The sequence below is a fragment of the Hymenobacter glacialis genome, assembly GCF_001816165.1.
GTDB classification, from domain to species: Bacteria; Bacteroidota; Bacteroidia; order Cytophagales; family Hymenobacteraceae; genus Hymenobacter; species Hymenobacter glacialis.
Genome location: NZ_MDZC01000046.1, coordinates 144,288 through 167,398, shown reverse-complemented (window position 1 = coordinate 167,398; position 23,111 = coordinate 144,288). Strand labels below are relative to the sequence as shown.

25 protein-coding genes are annotated in these 23,111 nt (G+C 59.2%); 14 read left to right on the top strand and 11 right to left on the bottom strand.

Features of this window, described 5'->3' with window-relative positions; translation table 11 throughout:
* Nucleotides 1-241 precede the first annotated feature (241 nt).
* Nucleotides 242-400 (bottom strand): hypothetical protein, encoded by a 159-nt coding sequence (locus BEN48_RS19040; RefSeq protein WP_206599822.1) that lies wholly within the window; start codon nucleotides 398-400, stop codon nucleotides 242-244.
* 157 nt (nucleotides 401-557) lie between these two features.
* Here BEN48_RS19040 and BEN48_RS05255 point away from each other — a divergent pair, with 157 nt between their 5' ends.
* The 5 genes from BEN48_RS05255 to BEN48_RS05235 all read left to right on the top strand — a co-directional run bounded on the left by BEN48_RS05255 (nucleotide 558) and on the right by BEN48_RS05235 (nucleotide 4,710).
* Nucleotides 558-1,139, top strand: coding sequence for a hypothetical protein (locus tag BEN48_RS05255; RefSeq protein WP_070733544.1), 582 nt, complete (start codon nucleotides 558-560; stop codon nucleotides 1,137-1,139).
* 61 nt (nucleotides 1,140-1,200) lie between these two features.
* Complete coding sequence (locus BEN48_RS05250) at nucleotides 1,201-1,560, top strand: Imm51 family immunity protein (protein ID WP_070733543.1); 360 nt, start codon at nucleotides 1,201-1,203, stop codon at nucleotides 1,558-1,560.
* Between the two features lie 110 nt (nucleotides 1,561-1,670).
* On the top strand, nucleotides 1,671-3,662 hold the full coding sequence (locus BEN48_RS05245) for an AAA domain-containing protein (protein ID WP_241502183.1): 1,992 nt from the start codon (nucleotides 1,671-1,673) through the stop codon (nucleotides 3,660-3,662).
* An 81-nt stretch (nucleotides 3,663-3,743) separates the two neighbouring features.
* On the top strand, nucleotides 3,744-4,214 hold the full coding sequence (locus BEN48_RS05240; protein ID WP_070733542.1) for a GxxExxY protein: 471 nt from the start codon (nucleotides 3,744-3,746) through the stop codon (nucleotides 4,212-4,214).
* On the top strand, nucleotides 4,198-4,710 hold the full coding sequence (locus tag BEN48_RS05235) for an FKBP-type peptidyl-prolyl cis-trans isomerase (RefSeq protein ID WP_070733541.1): 513 nt from the start codon (nucleotides 4,198-4,200) through the stop codon (nucleotides 4,708-4,710). Before BEN48_RS05240 ends, BEN48_RS05235 begins: the two co-directional genes overlap by 17 nt.
* A gap of 115 nt (nucleotides 4,711-4,825) precedes the next feature.
* Here the strand turns inward: BEN48_RS05235 and BEN48_RS05230 are convergent, their stop codons facing one another.
* Nucleotides 4,826-5,431 (bottom strand): acyl carrier protein phosphodiesterase, encoded by a 606-nt coding sequence (locus BEN48_RS05230; RefSeq protein ID WP_070733540.1) that lies wholly within the window; start codon nucleotides 5,429-5,431, stop codon nucleotides 4,826-4,828.
* Between the two features lie 127 nt (nucleotides 5,432-5,558).
* Here BEN48_RS05230 and BEN48_RS05225 point away from each other — a divergent pair, with 127 nt between their 5' ends.
* A complete protein-coding gene (locus tag BEN48_RS05225; RefSeq protein ID WP_070733539.1) occupies nucleotides 5,559-6,071 on the top strand; it encodes a pyridoxamine 5'-phosphate oxidase family protein in 513 nt (170 codons plus the stop codon).
* A 171-nt stretch (nucleotides 6,072-6,242) separates the two neighbouring features.
* On the top strand, nucleotides 6,243-6,959 hold the full coding sequence (locus tag BEN48_RS05220; protein WP_241502182.1) for a spheroidene monooxygenase: 717 nt from the start codon (nucleotides 6,243-6,245) through the stop codon (nucleotides 6,957-6,959).
* On the opposite strand, the gene BEN48_RS05215 is transcribed toward BEN48_RS05220, so the two are convergent.
* Nucleotides 6,956-8,491: a hypothetical protein gene (locus BEN48_RS05215; RefSeq protein ID WP_070733538.1), complete on the bottom strand. Its 1,536-nt coding sequence runs from the start codon at nucleotides 8,489-8,491 to the stop codon at nucleotides 6,956-6,958. The genes BEN48_RS05220 and BEN48_RS05215 overlap by 4 nt on opposite strands.
* 317 nt (nucleotides 8,492-8,808) lie before the next feature.
* Here BEN48_RS05215 and BEN48_RS05210 point away from each other — a divergent pair, with 317 nt between their 5' ends.
* Nucleotides 8,809-10,419, top strand: coding sequence for a hypothetical protein (locus BEN48_RS05210; protein WP_125932487.1), 1,611 nt, complete (start codon nucleotides 8,809-8,811; stop codon nucleotides 10,417-10,419).
* A gap of 347 nt (nucleotides 10,420-10,766) precedes the next feature.
* On the opposite strand, the gene BEN48_RS05205 is transcribed toward BEN48_RS05210, so the two are convergent.
* Entirely contained in the window at nucleotides 10,767-11,879 is a 1,113-nt protein-coding gene (locus BEN48_RS05205; protein ID WP_070733536.1) for a DNA topoisomerase IB, read from the bottom strand.
* Between the two features lie 111 nt (nucleotides 11,880-11,990).
* Between BEN48_RS05205 and BEN48_RS05200 the strand changes: the two genes are divergently transcribed.
* Nucleotides 11,991-13,130: an App1 family protein gene (locus BEN48_RS05200; RefSeq protein ID WP_070733535.1), complete on the top strand. Its 1,140-nt coding sequence runs from the start codon at nucleotides 11,991-11,993 to the stop codon at nucleotides 13,128-13,130.
* 3 nt (nucleotides 13,131-13,133) lie between these two features.
* Here the strand turns inward: BEN48_RS05200 and BEN48_RS05195 are convergent, their stop codons facing one another.
* Entirely contained in the window at nucleotides 13,134-13,619 is a 486-nt protein-coding gene (locus BEN48_RS05195) for a YybH family protein (RefSeq protein ID WP_083320776.1), read from the bottom strand.
* Nucleotides 13,620-13,621: 2 nt separating this feature from the next.
* On the bottom strand, nucleotides 13,622-14,386 hold the full coding sequence (gene mtgA / locus BEN48_RS05190) for a monofunctional biosynthetic peptidoglycan transglycosylase (RefSeq protein ID WP_070733534.1): 765 nt from the start codon (nucleotides 14,384-14,386) through the stop codon (nucleotides 13,622-13,624).
* A gap of 155 nt (nucleotides 14,387-14,541) precedes the next feature.
* Here mtgA and BEN48_RS05185 point away from each other — a divergent pair, with 155 nt between their 5' ends.
* Nucleotides 14,542-15,177 (top strand): LON peptidase substrate-binding domain-containing protein, encoded by a 636-nt coding sequence (locus tag BEN48_RS05185; RefSeq protein ID WP_070733533.1) that lies wholly within the window; start codon nucleotides 14,542-14,544, stop codon nucleotides 15,175-15,177.
* A 154-nt stretch (nucleotides 15,178-15,331) separates the two neighbouring features.
* Here the strand turns inward: BEN48_RS05185 and BEN48_RS05180 are convergent, their stop codons facing one another.
* Together BEN48_RS05180 and BEN48_RS05175 are read right to left on the bottom strand one after the other, a co-directional pair.
* Entirely contained in the window at nucleotides 15,332-16,144 is an 813-nt protein-coding gene (locus tag BEN48_RS05180; protein ID WP_070733532.1) for a M48 family metalloprotease, read from the bottom strand.
* 220 nt (nucleotides 16,145-16,364) lie between these two features.
* A complete protein-coding gene (locus BEN48_RS05175) occupies nucleotides 16,365-17,150 on the bottom strand; it encodes a murein L,D-transpeptidase catalytic domain family protein (RefSeq protein WP_083320775.1) in 786 nt (261 codons plus the stop codon).
* 118 nt (nucleotides 17,151-17,268) lie between these two features.
* Between BEN48_RS05175 and BEN48_RS05170 the strand changes: the two genes are divergently transcribed.
* The gene (locus BEN48_RS05170; RefSeq protein ID WP_070733531.1) at nucleotides 17,269-17,691 is read left to right on the top strand and encodes a hypothetical protein; all 423 of its coding nucleotides are present in this window, start codon (nucleotides 17,269-17,271) and stop codon (nucleotides 17,689-17,691) included.
* A 49-nt stretch (nucleotides 17,692-17,740) separates the two neighbouring features.
* Here BEN48_RS05170 and BEN48_RS05165 read toward each other — a convergent pair whose 3' ends face one another.
* Nucleotides 17,741-18,085, bottom strand: a complete 345-nt coding sequence (locus tag BEN48_RS05165; protein WP_125932486.1) for a hypothetical protein — start codon at nucleotides 18,083-18,085, stop codon at nucleotides 17,741-17,743.
* Nucleotides 18,086-18,338: 253 nt separating this feature from the next.
* On the bottom strand, nucleotides 18,339-18,818 hold the full coding sequence (locus BEN48_RS05160; protein WP_070733529.1) for a DUF4199 domain-containing protein: 480 nt from the start codon (nucleotides 18,816-18,818) through the stop codon (nucleotides 18,339-18,341).
* 290 nt (nucleotides 18,819-19,108) lie between these two features.
* Between BEN48_RS05160 and BEN48_RS05155 the strand changes: the two genes are divergently transcribed.
* Nucleotides 19,109-20,731, top strand: a complete 1,623-nt coding sequence (locus BEN48_RS05155; RefSeq protein WP_070733528.1) for an ABC-F family ATP-binding cassette domain-containing protein — start codon at nucleotides 19,109-19,111, stop codon at nucleotides 20,729-20,731.
* A 92-nt stretch (nucleotides 20,732-20,823) separates the two neighbouring features.
* A complete protein-coding gene (locus BEN48_RS05150) occupies nucleotides 20,824-21,600 on the top strand; it encodes a porin family protein (RefSeq protein WP_070733527.1) in 777 nt (258 codons plus the stop codon).
* A gap of 119 nt (nucleotides 21,601-21,719) precedes the next feature.
* Here the strand turns inward: BEN48_RS05150 and BEN48_RS18640 are convergent, their stop codons facing one another.
* The gene (locus tag BEN48_RS18640; protein WP_125921607.1) at nucleotides 21,720-21,878 is read right to left on the bottom strand and encodes a lmo0937 family membrane protein; all 159 of its coding nucleotides are present in this window, start codon (nucleotides 21,876-21,878) and stop codon (nucleotides 21,720-21,722) included.
* A 188-nt stretch (nucleotides 21,879-22,066) separates the two neighbouring features.
* On the opposite strand from BEN48_RS18640, the gene BEN48_RS05145 reads away from it, so the two are divergent.
* On the top strand, nucleotides 22,067-22,957 hold the full coding sequence (locus BEN48_RS05145) for a 3-hydroxybutyryl-CoA dehydrogenase (RefSeq protein ID WP_070733526.1): 891 nt from the start codon (nucleotides 22,067-22,069) through the stop codon (nucleotides 22,955-22,957).
* The last annotated feature ends 154 nt before the right edge of the window (nucleotides 22,958-23,111 follow it).

Below are 23,111 nucleotides of genomic sequence, written 5' to 3'. Positions count from 1 at the left end.
GGCCAACGCCCGGCCGCGTGCCCCCTGCGAGCGGGCGCCGGTGAACCCCATCGGGGCCAGCAATTTTCCACCCCGATACATGTTGATGTACAGCGTGACGGGCGTATTTTTGCCGGCCCACGTCACTGCATACACATCAATCATCGCCGTATTGTCTACTGCGCCGCGCCGCATCTGAAAGGAACAGCAACGGGTTTGGCGCTCATATGTCACGGCTTGGCCCTGCGGGCCTTTGAGGGCATTAGAGGTAGCGCAGCTGGTTGCGCAGGCCGGCCGAGCGGCGCCCGCCCACGCCCACGGGGTTTTTCTCGCTGTAGCCGTAAGTTTCATCTTTGCTCACGTCCCGCACCACAAAAGGCAGAATAGTGCTGCTCGCGTTGTCGTGGGTGGCACCTGGCATGGCGGCAGTCCCGTACAAGGCTGGCACTTTTTGACTGGATGTGCACCCTACTGCGAGCACCCCAACTATTCCCTACAGGAGCCCCGTATAGTTCTTCATAACCGCTAAATTTCTAATGACTCTTTTTCTTAACCCTACCTGCCCGATGCCACAAAGAATGCAGCCCTGGCCCAGATTGGCCATTATTGGCGTGCTGGCCCTGCTTTCCTTTTTTGGCAGCGCCTTGGTTTCGCCCGCTTTCGGGCAGCCCGAAAACATTCCGGCCGACAGCCACCTGCCCGGCCTGTTGCGTGAGCGCAGCGTGCTCACCCGCCGCTACGCTGCCGCTACGGCCCAGCGCCACAGCCTGTTTGGCAACAAGCCCTCCAAAAAAGACCTGCAGGAAGTGGTAGATGCGCTGCAGGGCATCGTTAACAAAGACCAGCAGATTGTGGACGTGCTGAACGAAACGGCCCGCAAGGCACAAAGTACTTCGGTGCGACTGGCGGCCACCACCACCACGCTCGAAAGCACTGGTCGCGACGACCGCAACCTTACCTCCCAGCGCCTCTCGGAGCTGCAAAACGAGTCCGAAAATCTGCGCCAACGCGAAAAACAGCAGCTGGACCGACAGCGCGACCTGCAGGCCGAAGTAGCCGAAGCTAAGGAAGGACAATTTGTGCGCGACGCCCTGATTGCCCTGCTGGCAGTGGTGAGCGTGGGCCTGCTGGTAGCCCTGAGGCGCAAGAATAAGAAATAAGCCGCGCACCTTGCTCACTTGCCAGCCAGCCTGGCTTCCATCTCAGGCCTGTTATCAGCCCATGTCCCCATCTTTTCCCTTTGAAGTAGCGCCCCTGCCGCCGCCCACTTCCCCCGAGCGCCAGTTAGCCATTTTCGCCGACGTTGGCGGCCTGGAAGAATACTATGTTCTATTTCAGAACTACGGGTTTGGCGGCACCGCCGAATCGTGGGTCGAGCACATTCAGACCATTATTGAAGAGCACCAGCCGGAGCTGCTGGACGAGCTGGAGTTTGAAGAAGGAGGCCACACTTTTGTAGCTTATGCTCCTAATCAGGCAATTGCCGACCAGTTTTTGGCCTGCGTCCACCCCTTTTTCGGCTCCCTGCCACAACTGCAGAAGTACCTAAACCAAGCGGACCCAGACGACTTTTTTGCGTAAGAAAGCTACTGCCGCCGCTGGCTTACCTATTTGGTGACTCAGAGAAAAAAAAGCAAACTACAATTACCCATTTCGTTGTTACCGAGTCAACGAAATCAACCCGCATTCTTTTGTCCGACCTCACCTTCACCCCCACCGACCCTTACGCCATTGAAAAAGAGCTGCGCCGCGTTCAGGCCCTCATGCAGCTCGAGCAAAAGGAAGACCTGGAGCAGTTCAAGCTGAAAAACGCCAAGGCCAGCATTGCCGAGCGCCAGCAGCGCGGCCTGACCTGGTACCCCGTCACCATCACCAAGGAAGACATTGGCTTTGGGGGCAAAGTGGTGCTGGAACTGGAGCGCCCGGCGGGCCAGCAGGGCCTGCACCTGTTTCAGGTGGGCAAAAACGCTTCGCTCTTTGGCAACGTCCCCGGCCGCTCGGCCACGGACCGGCCCACGCTGAGCGGCGTGATTACCAGCGTCCGGCGCAACAAGCTGCTGCTCGCCACCAACAAGGAAGACCTGCCCGACTGGGTGCTGGACGGCGGCAAGATGGGCATCGACCTGACCTTTGACGAGGTGAGCTACCGGGAGATGGACTACGCCCTGGGCAAGGTGATGGGCGCCTACGGCGACCGGCTGGCCGAGCTGCGCGACGTGCTGCTGGGCGCCAAAGAAGCCCGTTTCCGCGAGGAGAAAGCTGACGACCTGTTCTACCCCAGCCCGCTCAACGAGAGCCAACTGGCAGCGGTGCGCCACGTGCTGGCGGCGCAGGACGTGGCCATCATTCACGGCCCGCCTGGCACGGGCAAAACCACCACGCTGGTCCAGGCCATTCTGGAAACCATCCGGCGCGAGCGGCGCGTGCTGGTGTGCGCGCCCAGCAACACGGCCGTGGATCTGCTCACCGAAAAGCTGGCCGAGCGCGGCGTCAACGTCATCCGCATGGGCAACCCCAGCCGCGTGTCGGACCTGCTGCTCGAGCACACCCTCGATGCCCAAGTAATGGCCCACAAGAGCTACAACGAGATGCGCTCCATGCGCCAGACTGCCGACCAGTACCGCGAAACCGCCAGCAAGCACGTGCGCAACTTCGGCTACGAGGAGCAGCAGCAACGCCGCATGCTGAAGGAGGAGGCCAAGATGCTGTTTCAGCAGGCCGACGATTTGGAGCGCTACATCACCGAGGATTTGTTGGAGTCGGTGCAGGTGATAACCTGCACGCTGGTGGGCGCCAGCAACCGCAACATTCGCCACCTCACCTACGAAACGGTGTTTATTGACGAAGCCGCCCAGGCGCTGGAGCCGGGCTGCTGGATTCCCATTTCCAAGGCCAAGCGCGTGGTGCTGGCCGGCGACCACCACCAGCTGCCGCCCACCGTGAAAAGTGAAAAAGCAGCCCGCGAGGGCCTGCGCGAAACGCTGTTTGAAAAGTGCATCAAGCGCCAGCCGGCCACGGCCCGCATGCTTATGGTGCAGTACCGCATGCACGAGCAGATTATGGAATTCAGCTCGGAGCAATTCTACGATGGCCAGCTCATTGCCCACGACACCGTGCGCCACGCCGGCTTGGATGCCTACGACCTGAGCTTCGCCCCCGACCTGCCGGTGGAGTTTCTCGACACGGCCGGCTTCGGCTTTCAGGAAATCACCATCCCCGAAAGCCGCTCCACCGCCAACCCCGAAGAAGCCGACCTGCTCCTCAAGCGCCTCGCCCAGCTACTCGAACCCTACGACCAAGTGGAGCACGAGGAAGACCTGCTCACCATTGGCGTAATTGCCCCCTACCGCGCCCAAATCAACTATTTGAAGGACGCCATTGAGGAAAACGACGAGCTCAACGGCCTCATGGCGCACCGCATGCTGAGCGTGGGCACCGTGGACTCGTTTCAGGGCCAAGAGCGCGACATCATCGCCATTTCCCTCACCCGCAGCAACAACCACGGCGATATCGGCTTCCTCTCCGACATCCGCCGCATGAACGTGGGCATGACCCGCGCTCGCCGCAAGCTGCTGCTGGTAGGCGACTCGTCTACGCTCAGCTCCAACCCTTTTTTCAAGCAACTGCTGGAGTATGTGGAGCGCATCGGCGGCTACCGTACGGCTTGGGAAATCGCTGATTGACGTTGATTTAATTGATTTCGCTGATTTTTTCCTGTTGGATTTTTTTGATTGCGGGGCCTTTTAGGCTCGTGTTGTTGCGGGATGATTGACAAGCGTTATGCTCATTCGGAGTTGACAGAAGTAATAATTGGTTGCGCCATGCGGGTACATTCCGCTCTGGGCCCTGGGTTTCCGGAGGTGGTTTATCAGCGTAGCTTGGCTTTGGAAATGGAAAATGCGGGGTTGGTTTTCGAGCGGGAAATAGAGCGACCCGTTTTCTACTTAAACCATCAGGTTGGCACGCGTCGCGTTGATTTTCTAGTAGCGAGTGTCATTCTAGTTGAATTGAAAGCGACAACTGTTATTGATGACCACCACTTTGCCCAAATAATCAACTATCTCACGGCCTACCGCCTCCAAACAGGCCTGCTTATTAACTTTGGCCAGCGGAGTCTTCAATTTAAAAGGTTTATCAAAACCATTAAAGTCGATTTCGCGAACCAAAGAATCAACGCTAGTCAGCAGCAGAGAGAAATCAACGTAATTAATAAAATCAATGCAAATCAGCGATAAACAAGTTGTCACCATCACCTACGACCTGAGTGTGACCGACGAAAACCAGGAAAAAGTATTGGTCGAATCCGCCGAAGCTGACGCGCCAATGGTCTTCCTCTTTGGCCACAGCGGCCTGCCCGAGGAATTTGAGGCCCAGCTCGACGGCAAGAATACTGGTGATGAATTTCAATTCAGCCTCACGCCGGAGCAGGCCTACGGCGAGTACGACGAGCAGGCGCTGGTCGAAATCCCCAAGGAGGTGTTCCTCATCGACGGCAAGCTGGACGACGAAATGCTGCAGGTGGGCAACTTTCTGCCCATGGCCGACAACGAAGGCAACCACATGCAGGCCAAGGTGGTGAGCATCGGCGACACGGCCGTGCAAATGGACTTCAACCACCCCCTGGCGGGCATGGTAATGCACTTTACCGGCAAGGTGCAGGAGGTGCGCGAAGCCACCGCCGAAGAGCTGGCCCACGGCCACGCCCACGGCGAAGGCGGCCACCAACACTAGTTTAGTGATAAGTGGTTACTGGTAAACGGTTAGTGGTCAGCGTGCAGTGGATGGTTTTACCTCCAATTTGCCTCTATTTACTAACCGTTTACCATTAACCACTAACTACTAACCACTAATTATTTACCGTTAACATCTCGGTTACGTGCTGCTGTAGCTGCGGGAAATACTCCAGAAAATCGGCTTCGTAAGCAGCATAATTAGCTCCCAGCTCTACTACGGCCGTTTCCATGCCAGAGCCCGGCGATGCCCGGCGGCTCAGGCCACCCAGGGCCCGGGTGATGCTCTCCAGTTCAGCGTAGCTCAGCAGCCAGTTGTGCGTGACCATGTAGGGTAGGAAGTGCTGCACGCGGAGCGGCATTTCCTGCTGGCGGGCCGTGAGCTGGCGGTAGATGCGCTGGGCAAAGTCGGCGAGAATTTCGGGAGTGTAGTTCCCAAAGTGCCGGGCCAGAAAATGGTCGAGAAACATGTCGGAAATCACGCCGGCGTACTTGCCGTAGCCGGCGGTGCGTAGCCGCTGGGTGGCGCGGCGCACTACGGGGTGCTGGTCGGTATAGGTGTCGATGGCCCGGTGCAGGCGAATACCGATTTGCACGTTGGGCGGGTACTTTTCCAGCTGTTTGCCGGGCACCGAGTCGGCGATGAAGTTGCCGAGCAGCACGTCGGCATAGCGGGCCGCGCCTGGGGAGCCGGAGAGGAAAAGATGGGCCAGAAAGTTCATTATTGAGGGCAAAGTACGGGCTGGGGCCGGCATTGTGCCCAACCCCCGCCCGCGGGCCGCCGTAAGCAAACAAGCCACCGGCTAACCCCGGCCCCGCCCATGATTTCACTTCCCAATTCCCTTTCCCATGTCCGATAAGACACCCGTCACCCACGACCTGAGCCAGCTCTTCGAAAAAATCAAAGAAGTGCGCATGGCCATGCTCACCACCACCGACGAGCATGGCAGCCTGCACAGCCGCCCCATGGCTACCATACAGCCCGGCAAGGACCAGGCCCTGTACTTCTTCACCGATTCGGAGTCGGCTAAGGTATACGAAATCAGAAAGGACAGCCAGGTAAACCTCAATTACTCCGACCCCGGCAGCAACGTCTACGTTTCGGTATCGGGCAAGGCCAACGCCTACCGCGACCAGGCCCAAATAGACGAACTGTGGAGCGAGCCCATGCGTGGCTGGTTTCCTAAGGGCAAAGACGACCCGCGCATCAACATTCTGAAAGTCACCATCGACAAGGCCGAATACTGGGACTCGCCCAGCAGCCTCCTCAGCCAGGCCTATGCTTACGTTCGCGCCGTGGTAACCGGAGAGCGCAGCAAGGACGACGACGTGAACGAGCACGCCCAAGTGCAGCCCAAGTAAGTTGGTGCGGTAAACGTTAGCTGGCGCCGCAGGGCTGCAGCTGGTTTGCCTTGCTGATTAAGATTGCCGAGCCGAAAGGTGCCCTGAACAAGCGGCCTTTTGGCTCGGTTTGTTTATGGCCGCATCTACTCACTTTACGGCGCTGCCGTTCCAGTTAAAGCTACTCTCACGTTGCTCACTACCCTCACCGTATTCACCCTCAAGCCCGGCAACAAACGCTGGGGCCTCGCCCAGATGGGCACCTCCCCGCCTGCTCTGAAGCGGGTGCCGGGCCTGCAATTCTTTAAGCTGCTGGGCAGCGGAGCAGCCAATGGGTTTGGCCTGTGGCCCAACCTGGACCGCTACGGCTTCATGGCCGTGTGGGACGATGCCGCTGCGGCCGCCGCCTTTTTTGTGCAGCACCCGCTGTGGGCCACCTACCGCCAGCGCAGTACCGAGCTGTGGACGCTTCAGTTGGCCCCGCTGAAATCGCACGGACTCTGGGACGGCAAAGCGCCTTTTGACTACCCCAACGACAGTTCAGGCACCGAGAATGCGCCCGTGGCGGTACTCACGCGCGCCAGCATTCGGCTGCGCAAAACGCCGCGCTTCTGGCAGTTTGTGGAGCCCACCAGCGCGGCGCTGGCGCAGGCCGTAGGCGTGCGCGCCGCTATTGGGCTGGGCGAGCTGCCGGTGGTGAGGCAGGCCACTTTCAGCGTGTGGGAGTCGGCGCAGGCCATGCAGGAATATGCTTACCGCGACGTGCGCCACCGGGAAGTTATCAAACTCACGCGCAGCGAGAAATGGTACGGCGAAGAATTGTTTGCGCGGTTCCAGGTCCTGGACAGCCAGGGCACGCTTGATGGCCAAGACCCGCTGGCGGGGTTGCTTGCCACTGCCCGCGCCTAAAGCTCGAAGCGCTTCAACCAACTTTTGGCGTTGCTGGTTGTAGAAGTGTCGGAATCGACCTTTGCTTTGATACCTTTTTTCGCACTTATAGCGGTTCCGCCGGGCCTGCTGTGCCAGGTAATGCCAGCTTCACCGGCATTGATTTGACTGGGACTACGCAGCTGGTTGCGGCCCTCGCCTTCGAAAACATGCACCGCCACGCCAGATTTATTTGGAGCAATAAACTCGAAGATGTCATCGCCCGCTAACCCGAACAAACTCACCGAGGAGGTTTCACGACGGTTATAGACCCGTTCGGTTACCAGACTGTCGGCCTGATTGGGCCGCTGCGCGAACATCTTCACACGCAAATGGCCCTGGGTATCCTCGCTGAGCACAAAATGCTCGGCTTGGTCGGTACCCACTACCCATGCATCCTGGGCCAGAAGCAGGTAATAATTCCGCGCTACTTCGGGCAGCTGCTCGCGGCGGGCGCGCAACAAGGGCTCAAAATGGGCCGCGATGGTGGCGCGGGTTTCGGGCGGGCCCGCTGTAAAGGCGCGGGAAATGGCCGCATCCGTCAGCCGCAGCCGCATGGAGTCGGCCACCTGCCGGAAGTCTTCGGCACTAAGCGTGCCCAGCAAAGTGCGGTCGAGGGCACGCGCCGTGGCAGTGAGGCCATCAATGGCACCGGGTCGAATGCGCGCATTGAAACTCTGGTACTTTGGCACGAACCAGGATACGATGCGGGTTATAAACCCATCATTGAAGAGAAAAAAGGCCTGGTCACGGTCGCGTGGAATGGGGCGGTAAGTGAGTTGGTCTGCCTTGGTGAAGCTGGCCCAGCGCCATTGGTCTTCGCGGCGGCTCCAGTCGCCCAGCCACACATCGAGCAGGCGCGCCCGCAGGTACGCCCGCGGGTCTACCTGGGCATTGGGGCGCTGATGAACAGCGGCCAGCATCTTGCCGGTGCTTTGCACGGCGGGCGAACGCCCGAAACTGGCCACGGCGGTTTGGTCACCATCGGGCCGCTCTTCCAGCAAGTACAAGTCGTTGGCGTATGCCGCCCGGAACTCACCCAGTGCCGGGTCATCGGCCAAGAAAACCAGCCGGGGGTTGGTGTGGTACACCCCTGCAGCTTCTGCCAGTTGGGCGGCCACGTAGGCCCCATAAGGTAGGGCCACGCTGGTTTGGTCCTTCATGAGGCCCCCCAGGAGCTTGCGCTGCCAATTGGTGGTGAACGCGGCGCTGGCATCCTTGTCGACGGACCGTAGCACGTACTCCTGCCCATTGGCCGCGCGCAGGCGCAGGCTGCGGGTTTGGTAGCTGCCCCCGGCTTGCAGCGGCACCATTCCGCCGGGCACGGCCGTAGCCAGGTGCAGCACCGGTGCCGTAACTGGCGTGGCCCAGATATTCCGGTAATGCTGGCCCCAGAAAAAACGCCACACGGCACCCCGGTCGTATTCGGGGCCGGCCGCGCGGCGCACGGTGGCCGAATCTGGCGCCCATTGGGTTGGTACGCTTCGGGTGGTTTGTTGGCCGTTGCTAGCCATTGGGAGCAATGCGAGCGCGCAAACCAACCCACCCCAACGGCCAGCTTTTATTTGCAATAATCCTGACATAATCAATTACCTATTAGTCAATTAATTTTCTATTAACTGACAATTCATTTCTATATCACCCCCCGCTCTGGAGAATGTGATGCTGGCACTTAGCCATTTTTGGCACCATACACATTGTTGCTACCGCAAGCATTGCCCTGCCTATACCGCAAATGGAAGGCGAATGGTTATGGTGCTAGGTTGGGCATTGGTCGACTTTTGGTCGTGATTTGCGTTAAAAGCCCAAATTTGCTCACCTGCTCCTTCGGATGTCTCTATTTTCTGCTCAACCACCCACTTTTCGCGCCTGCCTTGTGGTATTGGGGCTGGGTTTGATGGCTACCGGCTGTGTCCGGCGCAATTATTTTCAGTCCGATGCGCGCGTTGGAGCGGGCAGTGACGGGGCCTTGGCTCCAGCCACCGACAGCGTATTGGGCGTAGCAGGCCGCCAATACAACGACCGTTCTAAATTCCACCACCTGTTTTGGGGCAAGCACTACCGCGGTGTATGGGCAGCTCCCGTCACGGCGCCGGTGCTGCACCTGGCCACCGTCGTGCCCGGCGGCCTTAAAGCCGGCAAGCCCGGTGGCGGCTACCAAAGCATCAGCATGACCCTGGAGGGCCCGCAGGAGCGCGAATACGCCCTTCGTGCCCTAGACAAAGAGCCCAGCAAAACCCTTCCCAAAGCCCTGCGGCACACGATTGTGCTGAACGTGGTGCGCGATGCTACCTCGGCGGCGATGCCCTACGGCGCGTTTACCGTGCCTCCGCTTGCCCGCGCTGCGGGCGTGCCCCACACCCGTCCCCGCCTGGTGTACGTGCGCCCGGACGAAACCGGCTTGGGCAGCATGTCGGAGCGTTTTCAGGGCAAACTGGCGCTGCTAGAGGAGAAGTTTGTGGCGCTATCCTCCCGCACACCGGACCTGTCCGGGGCCAGCGGCTTTGTTTCCAGTGAGGAGATGCTGGCAGCGGTATACGCGTCCCCGGCGCATCGCATCGACCAGCCCTCGTTTTTACGTGCGCGCCTGCTCGATGCGTGGCTCGGCGATTGGGACCGGCACGAAGGGCAATGGGACTGGGCCGAATTCAAGCAGCCCGATGGCCGGGTGCGCTACCAGGCCATTCCCAAAGACCGGGACCAGGTTTATTTCCGTTTCGATGACGGGCTGGTGCCGTGGCTGGCCAGCCGGCCCTTCATAGCGCCCCAGTTTCACACCTTTAAGCGCGAATTCGGCTACGTGCCCGGCCTGCTGAACCAGGCCCACTTCATTGACCAGCGCGGTCTGGCACGCCTCACCCGCGCCGACTTTAGGCGCGTAGCCGCGGACTTGCAGCGCCGGTTATCCGATACGACCATTGAGCGGGCCATACGCCGCCTGCCCCCGGCGGTGTATGCCTTGGAAGGCCGCGGCATAGTTGCCAGGCTCAAGGCCCGCCGCCAGACGCTGCCTCAGTTTGCCGAAGCCTACTACCTAGAACTGGCCCGCAAGCCCGTGCTGGGCGGCACAGCCCTGCCCGAGCGGTTTGTGGTGCAGCGCTACCCGGACTCAACCACGGTGCAAATATTTTCCGCAGCCCGGGCCAAAATCACGGGTGGCGACTCCCTGCATTTTCAGCACACCTACTATTCCGCCGAAACCAAGAATCTGACGCTGGAAAGCCTAGGCGGAGCGGATGTTTTTGAAATCAGTGGCGACGGCCGCAACCTCATTCCACTGCTTATTTATGGCGGTGAAGGAACCGACCGCCTTCAGCTTGCCGGCAGCAAGCGTGGCCTGAAGCTTTTTGATGTCGCCTCGGACCTACAGGCTGCTGGTGCGCCGCGCCCTTCCCTGCCTCCAAAAAAGCGCCTGGCCTATGACCGGACAGAGGAAGAGTAAAAGGACCGGGAGAGCGAATTTAAGTACTGGCGCATAAGTAGCCGTATTCGATTCGGGCCTACTGGTCTGACCGCCCTGGGCGGTCTGACCGGTTGAAGCACCAGCAATTTCGGTCTGACGACGACCGGTCAGACCGCCTAGGGCGGTCAGACCAGAGCATACGCTTACTTCTGCATTCGTACTTAACCGTAGCAAAAAAGGCGGTCATGCTCATCTGGCGTCCGCTTGCCGAAGCATCTCTACCGCGTAAGCAATCAGTTTACTAATGCGGTAGAGATGCTTCGGCTGCGCGGACGCCAGATGAGCATGACGTTCTAAATTCAGTACGCTTACTTCTGCACGAGTACTTAAGCTGCCTTATTCAGCATCTTTAGCACCAGGCGCTCCGTTGGCGAAAGCATGTGGGCGGTGCCTGGTTCGGCGTCGTGCTCGCGCAGGTAATCAACTAGTTGGCCCGATTTGAATAGCTCCACCACTTGCGGGTGAATGTAGTATTTCGAGCAGACCGTGGGCGTGTTTCCCAGCCCGCTGGCTACCCCTTTCACGGCTTTCTTAACCACTTTATCGGGAGCCAGCTCGGGCTCTTCCCGCAGCACGCTTTCCAGGCATTCCACCATTTTCACAGTGCCTCCCCAGGTACGGAAGTCTTTGGCCGAGAGGGCCATGCCACTGTGGCGCTGCAAATACTCGTTCACATCGCCCGATTCCAGGGCATGGCGCTGCCCGTCAGTGGAGTAGTATTGAAACAGGTGCTGGCCGGGAATTTCCTTGCACTTGCGCACCAGCCGGGCCAAGCGGGCATCACTCAGGGTCACATCGTGCGCCACCCCTTTTTTCCCCACGAAGGAGAAGTTAACATCGGCGCCGTCTATGGCCACGTGGCTATCGCGCAACGTGGTGAGGCCGTAGCTCTTGTTCTTCTTGGCGTACTCCTTGTTGCCCACCCGAATAAACGACTGGTCCATGAGGGTGAGCACCAGCGCCACCACTTTTTCCCGGTCCAGGGCCGGGCGGCGCAGGTCTTTTTGAAGTTGGGCCCGCAGCTCGGCCAGCTTTTCGCCGAAGGTGCGCAGCCGCGAGAACTTGGTGAGGCTGCGCATTTCGTCCCAGGCCGGGTGGTAGCGGTACTGCTTGCGGCCCAGGGTGTCGCGCCCGGTCACCTGCAAGTGAGCCGTGTCCGAGGGCGAAATCCACACCTCGGTCCAGGCCGGCGGAATGACGTAGCTCTTGATGCGAGCCAGCGTTTTTTCGTCTGCAATTTTTTCCCCGTGCGCATCGTGAAACACGTAACTGCCGGTTCTGGTGGCTTTTCGACTGATGCCGGTGCCGGCGTCGGTGGCGTAGCGCAGGCCGGCCATCTGGGCCTGGCGGGCGGGGTCTTTATAGACAATGTGGGCCTCATCCTGCGGAACGAGGGTTTTTTTGCGGGTTTTGGGGCGCGGAGCGGTGGCAGCAGGCATGGGTAGGGCAAATGGTCCCGCATCGGCTTCAGCGGGCGAGCGCATTCTACGGAAGGCGCGCTTAAACGGCCATTTTTACGCAGTGCGGCCGCTCAGCCGTAGGTTTGCGGCATGAAGCTGCTCGATGCCCTTTCCACTATCAACGAATGGTCTGACCACTTGCTCACCCGCTTCCGGGCCCGCGCCGGCCAGTTGCGGCCCCTGCAGCTCGACGCGTACCGCAGCTACGGCACCAGCACGAAATTCTACATTAAAGGCCGCCTGCTAGCCGACCGTGGCTTGCCCACCCAAACCGCAACCGACACGCGTTGGCAGAACTTCCGGAGCATGGTGCGGCGCTTCAACAGCCGCGAAGTGGCCGGGGCCGACCTCGTGGCCGAGCTTCCCGATGGCAGCCAGCACCTCGTCACCACCGATGACGAAGGCTACTTTACCCTCATCATCGAGCCCCATGCCCTGCCCCCACCCGTGGCCTATCTCTGGTATCCGGTGCCGGTGCGGGTGTCGCGGCTGCCGCGGGCCTTCCAAGTGCCGCAGCTGCTGGTGCAGGCCACGGCCAAGGTGCTGGTACCGCCCTTTGGTGCCGAATTCGGCATCATCAGCGACATCGACGACACGGTCTTTGAAACCAGCGCAACTAACATCATCAAAATGCTGGCCCGCACCCTGCTCAGCAACGCGCATTCCAAACTGCCCTTTGTGGGCGTGGCCGACTTCTACCGGCGCCTGCAGCGCGGCCGCACCGGCGAGCCCGACAACCCGTTTTTCTACGTCAGCAGCAGCCCCTGGAACCTGTACGACGTGCTGGAAGAGTTTATGAGCATCCACGAGATGCCGCCCGGCCCGCTGCTGCTGCGCGACCTGGGCATTGCCCGCCCCAAAACGCCCACGCTCACGGGCGTCACGGCCGCGGCCGCCATCCACTTTGCGCACAAGCTGCACGAAATCGACAACGTGCTTAACACGTACCCTGCCCTGCCCTTCGTGCTACTCGGCGACAGCGGCCAGGAGGATGCCCGCATCTACCGCGAGGTGGTGCGTCGCCATCCCGGGCGCATTCACGCCATCTACATCCGCGATGTGCAGGTGCCCGCCCGCGCCCTCCTGGTGGGCCCCGTCACCGAAGAGCTTAAAACCGAGGGCGTGCCCATGCTGTTGGTGCCGGACTACGCCACCGCCGCGGCCCATGCAGCCAGCCTCGGGTTGATTATCAACCAGAAAACAGAAGCCCCCGAGGAAGAGCCGGTTTAGCCGTTAATCACTATTGGTGTGGTCGGCCGCTACCACCCATTGGCCGCCAATCTGGCGCATTACCAGCAGGAAATGGCCCTGTACGTCGCCCGCACTAGGCCGGGCCAGATGCCACCGCCCCACTACCTGGGCCGCGTTGGGAGCCAGCAGGCTGATGCGCAACCCGCTAAAATCGAGCTGACCCATGGTGGCCGCGTCGGGGTAGCTTTTTTGGTAGTTGTCCAGGGTTTGCTGCCAGCCGTAGGTCGGGCCCTTCCTGCCGATAAAAACGAGCGAGTCGGACTTCCAGTACCCCTGCATGAAGCCAGGAATATCGCCCCGGTTCCAGGCGGCGGTTTGAGTGGTGAGTACCGTGCGGATGCCGGCTACTGCGGCCTGGTCGCGGGCTGAGGCGCCAGTGCCCGGTCCTGTAGCTACCGCACAGGCCTGTGCCCCAACCAACAGCCCCAGGAGCGCTGCTTTACTTCCAACTTGCTGGATACTACGCATGGTTAGTTTTTTAATAACGTATTAACGTAAGTGGTGCCCCCCAGGCGGCGCATGTTGCGCAGCACGCGCCGCTGCTTGGCCCGCGCCACTGGCCCCGGATTGGAGGCCCGGAACCGGAGCGGGTTGGGCAGCACGCCCGCCAGCAACGCCGCTTCGGCCGGGGTCACCTTGCTGGCCGACTTACCGAAATAGCGCTGGCTGGCCGCTTCCACGCCAAAGGTGCAGTCGCCCATCTCGGCTACGTTGAGGTACATTTCCATGATGCGGCGCTTGTTCCACATGAACTCAATGAGCACTGTGAAGTAGGCTTCGGCCGCTTTGCGCACGTAGCTGCGGCCGTGCCACAAAAACACGTTTTTGGCCACCTGCTGGGAGATGGTGCTGCCGCCCACAATGTGGGTGCCGTCGCCGTTCCAGTTGCGCCTGGCCGCCTTGGCCATGGCATCAAAGTCGAACCCGCGGTGGAGCAGAAAGCGCTGGTCTTCGGCCGCTACCAGGGCCAGGGGCACGGCGGGGGCCACTTCGTCGAGGGTGCGGAACTGGTAACGGATGTGCCGGCTGTCCTGCTGAATGCCCGAGTAGCCATTGCCCACGGGCGCGTGTGCACGGCGCTCCAGCATAAGCCAGGTAGCGGGCGGCGGCACCCACCGGTAGGCCAGCACCCAAGCCACGGAAGTCAAAAACAGCGCGGCTGAGACTTGCAGCAACAACCGGCTGGCTTTTTTGAGCAGTTCAGATAGGGAGGGAATAAGGGGAGCAGCGGCCATTGGGGCAAAAGTAGCGCGATGGGCGGGGTTTGGCCATTCACTCCTACCTTTCGGCAGGTTTCCTGCCCGGCGGCCCGGCGGCCCGGCGGCGCCAAACCCAACCGGGCCCCCAACTTGTTGCTACCCTAAGTGCTATATTCTCTAAGTCATTTACTATGCCGCGCATGTTACCGCTGTTTCCACTCAACTTGGTGGTTTTTCCCGGCGAAAAGCTTAATCTTCACATCTTTGAGCCCCGCTACCGCCAGCTCGTGCGCGAGTGCATCGAACAAAATACCACCTTCGGCATCCCGCCCTTCCTCGACAATACGCTCAGTGAGCTGGGCACCGAAATGCGTCTGCTGAGCGTGGAGCAAACGTATTCCAGCGGCGAGCTGGACATTCGCAGCAAAGCCGTGGGGGTGTTCCGTATCAATAAATTTTACCGCCAGGCCCCTGGCAAGCTTTACGCGGGCGGGCAGATTGAAGACGTGGTGCAGGACGACGAGGCCGACCCCGTGCTGCGCGTAATTATCACCAAGCAAGTACGGCAGCTCTACGAAGCACTGGGCCTGCGCAAGCTGCTGCTGGAGCTGGCGCCCGACTACTGCATTTTCGACGTAGCGCATCACATCGGCTTCAGCACCGAACAGGAATACCAGCTACTGGCCACTACCAGCGAGCAGGAACGCCAGGAAATGGTCCGCGACCACCTCGACACCATCCTGCCCGTTGTGCTCGAAACCGAGCGTCTAAAGGAGCGGGTGCGGCTCAATGGCCACTTTAAAAACCTGACCCCTCCCAACTTTTGACCACGGATTGGCTCGGACTCATCCGGATTTCACGGATTTTGTGCACGATTCCGGAGCAGTTCTTTTGACTCCAAATAACAATCAGCAAAAAAAGGCCGCTCCATCGAGCGGCCTTTTTTTGCTGACTTGAAACACGTAAACAAAATCGGTGGGCTTACTGCTTGAGCCCTGCTGGAACGCCTTGCGGGAAATCGGCCGCAATTTCTTTTTCAAGCTCTCCGATGCGGTTGCCTGGGTCGGGGTGAGTGCTCAGAAATTCGGGGGTTGAGCTCCTGCCACCGGCGCGGGCCAGAATGTTCATCACCTCAATCATGGCGCGGGGGTCGTAGCCAGCCTGCGGGGTAAAGTCCACGGCTATCTTGTCGGCTTCCAGCTCGTCGTTGCGGCTAAAGCGCATGCCGATTACCTTGGCAATAGCCGCCGCAACAGCGGCTTTGGCCACCGAACTGCCGGGGCTGTTGGGGTCATAGGAAGCAATGGTGGCGGCCCCGGCCAGCCCTTGCGTCAGGTTGGATTTGGCCACCTGCGCGGCCGAGTGGCGGCCCACTACGTGGCCTATTTCGTGGGCCAGCACGCCAGCCAGCTGGGCTTCGGTTTTCAGGTTTTTCAGCAGGCCCTGGGTGATGAACACCTGCCCGCCGGGCAGCGCAAACGCGTTCACGGTCTGGTCATCGGCCAGCAGGTGAAACTGAAATTTGTAGGGCGACTGGCTGGCTTTGGTGCTCGCAATAATCTTATCGCCCACCTGCTGCACCGCGGCCCGGGCCTGGGCATTGGGACTGAGGCCGCCATACTGGGCCGCCATAGAAGGCGCGGCTTGCAAGCCGAGGGCTATTTCCTGTTCAGCCGTCATGCTGACGTGCTGGGTTTCGCCGGTCACTTCGTTTTTGGAGGTGTTGAAATAGTAACCGAACAGAGACACCGCCGCCACGACTATGGCAATGATGAAACGGAGATTGAGTCGCATGGGAAAGGAGAATAATATGAGTGAGCAAGCCCCCGCGTCGTGACAACTGTCACCCGCTCGGGCTCTACGGCTTTTAACGCGCGCCCTGCGGTCTGGTTATTCTCCTGACGCTACTTTTTACGTGGTCGTTGACGAGTGCACAGGTAGTCCGTCACCCCTTTACTATCATCAAAAGAGGCGCAGCATACCTACTAACTACTGACAGCCAGCGACTGACAGGCTAGTGCATCCCGGCAAATGACGATACTGCCGTGTCCACATTCAGCCACTGAGAACTGTACTTCACCCCTTTGGGCCCGTGCAGAAAGAGCACGCTCCCGCCCTTAATGGCTTTTACAATGGCTGTGGTTTCGGCCAGCGGCAGGGCCGGACAGCCCTGGCTGCGGCCCAGGCGCCCATGGGCCTCCACAAAGTCCTGGCACACGTAGTCGGCCCCGTGCACTACCACGGCGCGGCTCTCGGCGTTGGTGTTATAGCCGGGGTCCATGCCCTCAAGGCGTAGCGAAAGGCCGTGCTTGCCGGTATAAGTGGTGGGCGCGGTGAGGTAAAAACCCAGGCTGCTCATCTCCGACCCGTTTTTGTTTGAAAACGTCATCGGAACATTGGCGCCACTGGCTTTGCCGTGCGCCACCAGGGTATGAAACAAGACCTTGCCCTGCTCCACGTTTATTACCCACAGCCTTTTGAGGCTGCTGGGGCGGCTAAAGTCGATGAGGGTGAGCACGGGCGGCGCAGCGGCGCCCTGGCCTGCCGGGCGCAGGTTGTAGTACCCCACCAGCCCCTTTCGGAACACGTCCAGCGACAGCCCTGCCGCTGCGAGGCCCAGTTTGGCATATAGCTGGGCGGCCCGCTGCTCAAACGCAGCTTGGAAATATGCCCGGCGTGCCGCGGGCGGCAACGTAGGCAGGGCTTGGGAAGGCACGTTCTGGGCGGCCGCCTGCTGGCTGGGCAACAAGCCGATAACCAACAAGCCCAGCAGAAAAACCTTGACAGGGGAAAAGGACATATTTATCTAATGCGTGCTTTGAGCAAATCGGAGTTCAGCTGTATACACAAGTGGGACAAAATTAGTGCTTAGCTTCGTCGGCTCGTCACCTGCCCGGTGCTATTTTTTCCTTAATCTAATGTCAAATCCGTTATTACCTGCTTCCACCTGGCGCCTGGCGCTGTTCTTTTCGCTGGGTGCGCTGCTGGGCGGCTGCGGCCATGCCCTAAAGGAGGTACCGGGCTTTGATGCTGAAACGTGGCGCAACGACCCCCACGCCTGCCGCAACCAGCGCCGCACGGTGCTGCCGGCCCTGCTCCTCCACAAAGAACTGCTTTATGAAGCCCGCGCCAACGACGTAACCGCCCTACTGGGCCCGCCAGACGAAGAAGAGCTGCGCGCCGGCACCGAGAAAGTATATTATTACTACCTGGAACCGGGTACCCATTGCCAGGGCCGCCGGACCCGCTCCGGCTCCCCCAGCCTCAGCCTGCGCTTTGGCCCCATCGGCACCGTCACAGAAGTCCTGTCCGACCCGCTCACGCTGGGCATTGGCAAATAAAAAAGGCCCCTCAAGTAAATGACGGGCCTTTTTATTACGTTGTATTTGTTTAGCCAAGTCCGTTACCGGAACCGGTGGGGGTACTGCCCGGCTGCTCGCTTTGCAGCTGACTAAGCTGCGAGGGCGTCAGAATGCGGCTGCATTCCTGCTCATACTGGGCTTCCAGCTCCGCAATCTTGGCGGCGCGGGTAGCCCCGTCGTTCCGGTACTCGCGGTTGATGCTTTTGAGCCCAACCAGCTTGGTGCGATTCAGGGGGAGTAGGTTAAGAAACTGGCCTTCATTCAGGTGCAGGCGGTTGGTCATTTCCCGGGTCATGGCCACCGCGTCGTCGCCGCCTTTTTTGTGCTTGGCACCGCTGTTGAAAGTGGGGTGCTCCGACAGCCGGTCGGCCATTTGCGCGTGGGCGGAAAATGAGCTTAAAGCGAAGAGGAGCGTTAGGGACGTAAATATGGCTTTGAGCATATCGAGCAAAACATTAGTAAGAGCACCTGAAGGGTGTTTCTGTTTAACGCTGGCAAGATAACGGATAGTTTCTGTTTTCTCTACTTTTTTTTATACATATAGTGGTAATGACTTGATTTACTATTCATAAAAAGAGGCCCTTTAGGGCCTCTTTTTATGAAACATTACCAATATATAAGTAGAACTAGTCGAGACTGGTCACCGGCTGGTGGTCGGGGCTCTTGAAGTATTGCATGGCCACCAGCGAGGTGATAACCCCCGTCATGGTTCCCAGCAAAATGATGCCGAGGCCGCCGATAAGAATGCCCAAGTCGGCGCCAAATAGGTCGCGGGCCTGAATGCGCTCCACCGAGCCCACTACACCTTGGCTTAAACCGCCCAATAGCCAGAAGAAGGCTGCCAGCATCACCGAAGCAACCAGCGCGGTAATGATGCCGGTGCCGAAGCCCTGAAAGTACGAGAGGCGGTTGCCCCGCGCCTTTTTCATGCGCTTAATGGCCATCACTACGCCAGCAATGAGTATAAATATATCGAGCGTGCCGGCCTCAATTTTATCCAGAAACCCCGCCAACGCGGCAATTCCGGTGTATGCCATCAGCGCTAGGGCCGTGATAATGCCAATGCGCAGGCCATTGTTTTCGGAAGTAATAGAATGGTCAGCCATACCCGGGGGTGTTTGAATTAGTAGTGGATGAGAGATTATTGCCGAAGCCGGCTATTTGGGTTTTTATACTTGCACTAATGTATAGAAGTTATGCTGAACTGAAATTTCTGCGATTCCCGAAAGGAGGGGGCGTGTTTTTCATGGGCACTAATTCGCTTGCTGAACAGTTATTTCCTATAGGTTTGCGCCCTCCGTGGCCGGGTTGACTTTTAGCCCGGGCGTTGGTGTGTAATTTTGCAGCCTGCCGTGCGCACCTGCGCGGCTTTTGTGTGTTACTATTTTCTGATTGAATGATTTCGACCTCCAATGTCAGCCTGCGCTATGGTAAGCGCATTTTATTTGAAGACGTTACGGCTAAGTTCCTGCCGGGCAACTGCTACGGCCTGATTGGGGCCAACGGCGCCGGCAAATCGACGTTTCTTAAAATCCTGTCGGGTGAGCTGGAGCCCAACACCGGCTCGGTGGAAATGCCCGCCGGCCAGCGCCTTGCCGTGCTCAAGCAGAACCAGTTTGCTTACGACGACCAGCCCGTGCTGCAAACCGTGATTCAGGGCCACCAGCGCCTGCACGCGGTGATGACCGAGAAGGATGCCCTGTATGCCAAGGCCGATTTCTCGGACGCCGACGGTGAGCGTGCCGCCGAGCTGGAAGGCGAGTTTGCCGACCTCGAAGGCTGGAACGCGGAGTACGAAGCCGCCGAGCTACTCTCCGGCCTCGGCATTGTGGAAAGCAAGCACCAGGCGCTGATGGCCGACCTCGGCGCCAGCGAAAAAGTGCGCGTGCTGTTGGCACAGGCACTGTTTGGCAACCCCGACGTGTTGCTGCTCGACGAACCTACTAACAACCTGGACGCCGAGAGCGTGCTGTGGCTGGAAAACTTTCTGGACTCGTTTCAGAACACGGTGATTGTGGTGAGCCACGACCGCCACTTCCTCGACGCCGTGTGCAACTACATGGCCGACCTGGACTTCGGCAAGATTCAGATGTACCCCGGCAATTACTCTTTCTGGTACGAAAGCAGCCAAATGGTGCTGCGCCAGCGCCAGGATGCCAACAAAAAGACCGAAGACCGCCGCAAAGAGCTGGAAGAATTTGTGCGCCGCTTTTCGGCCAACGCCTCGAAATCCAAGCAGGCCACCAGCCGCCAAAAGCTGCTGCAGAAGCTGACGCTGGAAGACATCAAGCCCAGCTCGCGCCGCTATCCGTACATCGCCTTCAAGAGCGACCGCGAGCCCGGCAACCAGCTGCTGACCGTGGAAAACCTGAGCGCCAAGGTAGACGGCCAGACGATTTTCAAGAACGTTAGCTTCACCCTGGATAAGAAAGACAAGGTAGCCATTGTGGGCCGCGACGACCGCACCGCCTCCCTGCTCTTCGACATCATGTTCGGCGAAGCCACGGCAGCCACCGGCGAGGTGAAGTGGGGCACCACCATCACCCCCAGCTATTTTCCTAAGGAGAACAACAGCTTTTTCCAGTCGGGTGAGCTCAACCTCGTGGACTGGCTGCGGCAGTACTCCACCGACAAAGACGAGAGCTTTGTGCGTGGCTGGCTGGGCCGGATGCTGTTTTCGGGCGAGGAGTCGCAGAAGAAAAGCAACGTGCTGAGCGGTGGCGAAAAAGTGCGCTGCATGCTTTCCAAAATGATGCTGGAAGGCGGCAACGTGCAGGTGCTGGACGACCCTACCAACCACCTGGACCTGGAAAGCATCACCGCGCTCAACAACGCACTGCGTGATTACCCCGGCTCGCTGCTGTTTGCCTCGCACGACCTGCAGTTCATCGACACCGTAGCCAATCGCATCATCGAGCTCACGCCCGATGGCATCATCGACCGGCGCATGAACTACGAGGAATACCTGGCCGACGAGAACCTTAAGGCGCAGCGGCAAAAAATGTACAAAATGGCCTAAACACGGCCGGAGAATGCCGCACCCGGATACTATTTTGGGTGCGACGCAGTTGTCTGCCCGGCACTTTGCTCTTCCCATTTTACTCCCTTCCCATGAAACGCCATTTGCTTCCCCTGCTGCTCGTCACCGCGGCCGCCTGCCTGCCGACGCACCGGGCGCTGGCTCAGGAAAAGCCCGTGCTCCAGACGGCGCCGCCCGCACCGCCGCGGCCGGTAGAGCCGGCTGCACCGCCCGTTGCCCAGCCGGTGCCTGCCCCGCAGCCCACCCAGGCGCCAGCGCCCCAGCCCACGCCCGACCGGCCCTCCGGCCTGGACCTGCCGGGCACGCGGGAGTCGCGCGAGGCGGCCAACACCCCGCCCCCTACCAAGTTTTTTGTGTATTCGGGCTTTAGCCTGGGCTACAACAGCTATTTCGCGGGTGCGGCCCAGGTTAGCCAGTTTGTGATTGGAGCGTCGCCCGCCCTGGGTTACCGCGTAAACGACCGGCTGGCCATCGGCCCCGGCATTACCTACTCCTACAGCAACAACTCGGTGGACTATGGAAACAGGGCTCCGGGCCAGACGCTAAAGAGCAACAACTTTGGCGTGAAGGCTTTCGCCCAATTCCGGGTTTACCAACAGTTTTTTGTTCACGGCGAATACGAAGTGACCCGGGCCAAGGTGCTGGAATACGACTCCAACAAAAATCCCACCGGCCGCGGGCTTTCGCGCAGCATAGAAAGCCCCCTGCTGGGGGCGGGCTACCGCCAGCAGTTCAGCGACCGGGCAGCGGCCGATATTCTGGTGCTCTATAATTTCAACGACTCGTTTGAGAGCCTGTACCCCAACCCGGTCATTCGGTTTAATTTCCTGTTCAACATAGGGAAGTAGCTTTTCGCATTTCGCAGACACAAAAAAAGCCTGGCTGAATTAACAGCCAGGCTTTTTTATGCTTTTTGGTTACCCTAAGAGGGCTAGCTATACCGCGTTGGTTACCCTAAGAGGGCTAGCTATACCGCGCTTCGGCCGCTAATCACACGCAGCAGGATGGCGATAATCGCAATCACGAGCAGGGTGTGAATGATGCCACCGGTGAAAAAACCACCGAAGTAGCTAATTGCCCAGATGATAACAAGAATGACGGCGATGATGTACAGGAGATTGCCCATGACAAGAGAGAGATTGAAGGAGGTGAAAGAAAAAAGAAGTGTCTCTGGGGCATTGTACGCGGCACTTGCTAAAAAGATATAATAAGTGAAAAAATATTTTCTAGAATTAAAACAAAATCGATGGCAGCCAATACAAGTGTAGCTTTGTTGCACTTTTTTACTCAGCTGTTTACCTTCTTTTCCCGCTAATTATGAACGTAGCCGTTATTGGGTCCGGCACCATGGGCAATGGCATTGCCCACGTATTCGCACAGCACGGTTTTACCGTGGCCCTCATCGACATCAGCCAGCCCGCGCTGGACCGCGCGCTGGGCACCATTACCAAAAACCTGGACCGCCAGGTAAGCAAAGCCACCCTGAGCGAGGAAGATAAAACCACCACGCTGGGGCGCCTGCGCACGTTCACCTCGCTACAGGAAGGCGTGGCCAACGCGGGCCTGGTAGTAGAAGCCGCCACCGAAAACGTGGACCTGAAGCTGCAAATCTTCCGCGACCTCGACCAGTTCGCGCCGGCCGATGCCATTCTGGCATCCAACACCTCGTCCATCTCCATCACCAAGATTGCGGCCGTTACCAAGCGCCCGCAGCAGGTAATTGGCATGCACTTCATGAACCCTGTGCCAGTGATGAAGCTGGTGGAAGTAATTCGGGGCTACGCCACCTCCGATGCCGTGACCGAGCAAGTGATGGCGCTGTCGCGCCAATTGGGCAAAACGCCCACCGAGGTAAACGACTACCCCGGTTTTGTGGCCAACCGCATTCTGCTGCCCATGATTAACGAGGCCATCATTTCGCTGTTTGAAGGCGTGGCCGGCGTGGAGGAGATTGACACCGTGATGAAGCTGGGCATGGCCCACCCCATGGGGCCGCTGCAGTTGGCTGACTTCATTGGGCTGGATGTATGCCTGGCCATTCTGCGGGTGCTGCACGAGGGCCTGGGCAACCCCAAATACGCCCCCTGCCCCCTGCTGGTAAACATGGTAATGGCTGGCCGCCTGGGTGCTAAGTCCGGCGAAGGCTTCTACCAATACACGGCCGGCTCGAAGGAGCTGGTGGTAGCGGAGCGGTTCCGCCGCTAGTCAGCAGGAGCCACAACCGGCTCTGCAAAAAAGGCCACTGCTTTATTGCGGTGGCCTTTTCTGCTTTCGCGGCCTGTTTGCGGCACAATATGGGAGTAGTGGTTGTTATGGCTGCACGATGCGCGGCCCAGTACCAGCGGGTTCGTAATAACCA